We start from the raw sequence: 3,874 nt of genomic DNA, 5'->3' as shown, positions 1-3,874 counted from the left end.
GATGTAGCTCGCCCGGCCGAGCGCCGGGTCGAGTGCGGCGCCGTCCTGGCGGCAATCGGTATTCTTCGAGCCGAGCGAAGCCATCAGCAGCTTGAGCGCATAGGTTTCCTCGACGGCGGCGAGATCGCCCGCGATAGCGCCGATCTTTTCGGGCGCCGTCTTCGATACCGCGTCCTTGATCGCGGCGAAGGCCTCGGCCCAGCTGGCGGCAACCAACCTGCCGTCCTTGCGCACATAGGGGCGGTCGAGACGCTGCGTGCGCAGGCCGTCCCAGATAAATCGGGTCTTGTCGGAGATCCACTCCTCGTTCACCGCCTCGTTGACGCGCGGCAGGATGCGCATCACTTCGCGGCCCCGGCTATCGACACGGATCGCCGAGCCGACCGCATCCATCACATCGATGGATTCGGTCTTGGTCAGCTCCCACGGCCGCGCCTGGAAGGCGAATGGCTTCGAGGTCAGCGCGCCGACCGGGCAAAGGTCGATGACATTGCCCTGCAGCTCCGACGTCATCGCCTGTTCGAGATAGGTGGTGATCTCGGCATCCTCGCCGCGGCCGATCAGGCCCAGTTCGGAAATGCCGGCGACTTCGGTGGTGAAGCGGACGCAGCGCGTGCAGTGGATGCAGCGGTTCATCACCGTCTTCACCAGCGGCCCGATGTATTTGTCTTCGACCGCGCGCTTGTTCTCGTGATAGCGCGAGGAATCGACGCCGAAGGCCATCGCCTGGTCCTGCAGGTCGCATTCGCCGCCCTGGTCGCAGATCGGGCAATCCAGCGGATGGTTGATCAGCAGGAACTCCATCACGCCTTCCCTGGCCTTCTTGACCATCGGCGTGTTGGTGAAGATTTCCGGCGCCTCGCCATTCGGCCCGGGACGCAGGTCGCGCACGTTCATGGCGCAGGAGGCCTGCGGCTTGGGCGGCCCGCCCTTCACCTCGATCAGGCACATGCGGCAATTGCCGGCGATCGAGAGCCGCTCATGGAAGCAGAAGCGCGGCACTTCCGCGCCAGCGTCTTCCGCCGCCTGCAGCAGCGTGTAGTGGTCGGGTACAGTGATCTCTTTCCCGTCGACCTTGAGCTTTGCCATTCGCCTCAAACCCCTGCGGAGTTCCCGCAATCTCTTTGTCCGGACGCGGTCGAGACCACGTCAGGCATTTCATTCACTTGACGGCGAGCGCCGCCGCTTGGGCTGTCCAATCGTCGCGGCCGATACGGCCGCCGAGCGACAGATAATCCTCGACCCAGGCAACCTCTTGCGGCGTCCATGCCGCGATCTGGGCATAGGTCCAGATACCGAGGCCGTTGAGAACCTTTTCCAGCTTCGGCCCGATGCCCGAGATGGCCTTGAGATCCGCCGGTTTGGCCGGTTTCTCCATGGCGTTGGGCTGCCTGAAATCCTCGGGCATCAGCGCATCGCCGGCGCCGCTTGTCGCCGGAGCGGCGTTGGCGGCCGGCACGGCAGTGGCGGCTTCCTTGGCGGCAATATCGGTGACCTCCCGGGCGAAGGACTGCGCCTCGGCGATCATGCTTTTCGCCGTCGCCCGCGCCTTCGTGGAGGAAGAGTTCGGATCGTCGAACTGCGCGACGCGCGCCTCGAAATCATCGACGATCGGCTGCAGCAGCCGCTGCGAGGCTTCTGCCGCGCCTGAAAGCGCGCCCAGCCAGACGCCGAAAGCATGATTGGCGAGCCCGAGGCCAAGCGCCGACATCGCCGCCGCACCCGCCACAGGATGCACGAAAAGGTTGACGGCGCTGGCCATCTCCTTCGGCATCATCCTGGTCAAGTCCTGGTTCATCTTCTCGATCTGGTCCAAATTGGGCATCAGCGGGTTCGAATACGGCGCCATAGAGTTCTCCTGGTCGTTTCTTCGTTCGCCCCGCCCTTCGCTGCGGACTTTCGCCCGCGTAAACTTTCTTCTATTCCGCCTCCACCATCACAGGCTCGGCCCGGTGCGCATTGCGCGAAAACTCGTCGATGCGCCGCTCCACTTCGCCGCGAAACTGCCGCATCAGGCCCTGGATCGGCCAGGCCGCCGCGTCGCCCAGCGCGCAGATCGTATGGCCTTCGATCTGCTTGGTGACGTCGAGCAGCATATCGATCTCGCTCTTCTGCGCCTCGCCGCGCACCAGCCGTTCCATCACCCGCCACATCCAGCCGGTGCCTTCGCGGCATGGCGTGCACTGGCCGCAGCTCTCGTGCTTGTAGAAGTAGGAAAGCCGCGCGATCGCCTTCACGACATCGGTCGACTTGTCCATGACGATGACAGCCGCGGTTCCAAGGCCGGATTTGAGGTCGCGCAGCGCGTCGAAATCCATCGGCGTGTCGATGATCTGCTCGGCCGGCACCAGCGGCACCGAGGCGCCGCCCGGTATGACCGCCAAAAGATTGTCCCAGCCGCCGCGAATGCCGCCGCAATGCGTCTCGATGAGCTCGCGGAACGGAATCGACATCGCCTCTTCGACCGTGCACGGATTGTTGACGTGGCCGGAGATGCAAAACAGCTTGGTGCCGACATTGTTGGGCCGGCCGAAGGACGAGAACCAGGCCGCTCCTCGGCGCAGGATGGTCGGCGCAACCGCGATCGATTCGACATTGTTGACCGTGGTCGGGCAGCCATAGAGGCCGACATTGGCCGGGAATGGCGGCTTCAGCCGCGGCTGGCCCTTCTTGCCTTCGAGGCTTTCGAGGAGTGCAGTCTCCTCGCCGCAGATATAGGCGCCGGCGCCGTGGTGCATGTAGATGTCGAAATCATAGCCGGAGGTGTTGTTCTTGCCGATCAGCTTGGCCTCATAGGCTTCCTCGATCGCGCGCTGGAGCGCCTCGCGCTCGCGGATGAACTCGCCGCGCACATAGATGTAGGCGGCAATCGCGCCCATGGCGAAGCCGGCAAGCAGCGCGCCCTCGACCAGCGTGTGCGGGTCGTTGCGCAGAATGTCGCGGTCCTTGCAGGTGCCGGGCTCGGATTCGTCGGCGTTGATGACGAGATAGCTCGGCCGGCCATCGCTCTGCTTGGGCATGAACGACCATTTGAGACCGGTCGGGAAGCCGGCGCCGCCGCGGCCGCGCAGGCCCGACGCCTTCATCTCGTTGACGATCCATTCGCGCCCCTTGGCAACGATGCCGGGCGTGTTGTCCCAGGCGCCGCGCGCCATCGCGCCGGCCAGCGACTTGTCGAACAGGCCGTAAATATTGGTGAAGATGCGGTCTTTGTCCTGAAGCATTTTTCGTCCCTCAGACCGGCTTCTTGCCGAAGACGCGGATGTATTCGGCGACGCCACCCTTGGCGAGCGCCTTGGCCTGCTTGACCCAGTCGTCGCGATCGATGCGGCCCTGGAAAGAGAGATAGCCATCCACCCACTCGCGTTCGGCCTTCTTCCACGACGCGACCTGCGCGAAGGTGAAAATGCCGAGCGTATGCAGGATGCCCTCGATCTTGGGGCCGACGCCGGAGATCAGCTTGAGGTCGTCGACCTGTGCCGGTTTATCGATTCCGGCCGGACGGTTTTTGTCCCCGAGCGACGGTTTGGCCGGCTTGGCCGCCGGCACCTTGACCTCCGGCGCCTTGAAGGCGGATGCCGGCTCGGCCTTGGTTATCGGACCGCTGCGCTGCTTGGAAACCTGCTCGACCTTGGAGTCCGCCTTGTTGGCGTTGGCGGCCGAATGCAGCGGCGCGGCAACGCTCGCCGCCTTTTCAACCGCCGGCGCGACCTTGGTTTTTGAAGGCGTCTTCAATGCCGGGCTGGTTTCAGGGGCGTCGGTCTTCGGCTTGCTGGTGTTGGACGGTGCGACAGGGGCCGCGGCCGGCCCCGGCACAGGCGCCGCGATGATCGCGTCGGGCGCCGCCCTGGCGGCCTTGGCGGCCTCCCTGGCC

Annotated in this window: 3 protein-coding genes and 1 pseudogene; all 4 read right to left on the bottom strand. The window is 64.8% G+C overall.

The window, feature by feature from the left end; genetic code table 11:
• The coding region (nuoG, locus tag EN906_RS25885) for an NADH-quinone oxidoreductase subunit NuoG (RefSeq protein ID WP_127375477.1) at positions 1 to 1,089 on the bottom strand (1,089 nt) is incomplete at its 3' end.
• A gap of 73 nt (positions 1,090 to 1,162) precedes the next feature.
• The gene (locus EN906_RS25880) at positions 1,163 to 1,849 is read right to left on the bottom strand and encodes an NADH-ubiquinone dehydrogenase (RefSeq protein ID WP_127272579.1); all 687 of its coding nucleotides are present in this window, start codon (positions 1,847 to 1,849) and stop codon (positions 1,163 to 1,165) included.
• Positions 1,850 to 1,919: 70 nt separating this feature from the next.
• Positions 1,920 to 3,224, bottom strand: coding sequence for an NADH-quinone oxidoreductase subunit NuoF (gene nuoF / locus EN906_RS25875; RefSeq protein WP_127375476.1), 1,305 nt, complete (start codon positions 3,222 to 3,224; stop codon positions 1,920 to 1,922).
• Positions 3,225 to 3,234: 10 nt separating this feature from the next.
• Positions 3,235 to 3,874 (bottom strand): annotated as a pseudogene (locus EN906_RS25870) (NADH-quinone oxidoreductase subunit E); the annotation flags it as partial.

Origin of the sequence: Mesorhizobium sp. M7A.F.Ca.CA.004.06.1.1 (genome assembly GCF_003999135.1) — a bacterium.
In the GTDB taxonomy this organism is placed as follows: domain Bacteria; phylum Pseudomonadota; class Alphaproteobacteria; order Rhizobiales; family Rhizobiaceae; genus Mesorhizobium.
The sequence above is the reverse complement of the archived record's forward strand: the minus strand, read 5'-3'. Positions and strand labels throughout refer to the sequence as shown.

Coding starts and splice junctions, on each gene's coding strand:
- EN906_RS25880 (WP_127272579.1), bottom strand. CDS start 1,849: ATGGCGCCGTATTCGAACCCGCTGATGCCCAATTTGGACCAGATCGAG.
- nuoF (WP_127375476.1), bottom strand. CDS start 3,224: ATGCTTCAGGACAAAGACCGCATCTTCACCAATATTTACGGCCTGTTC.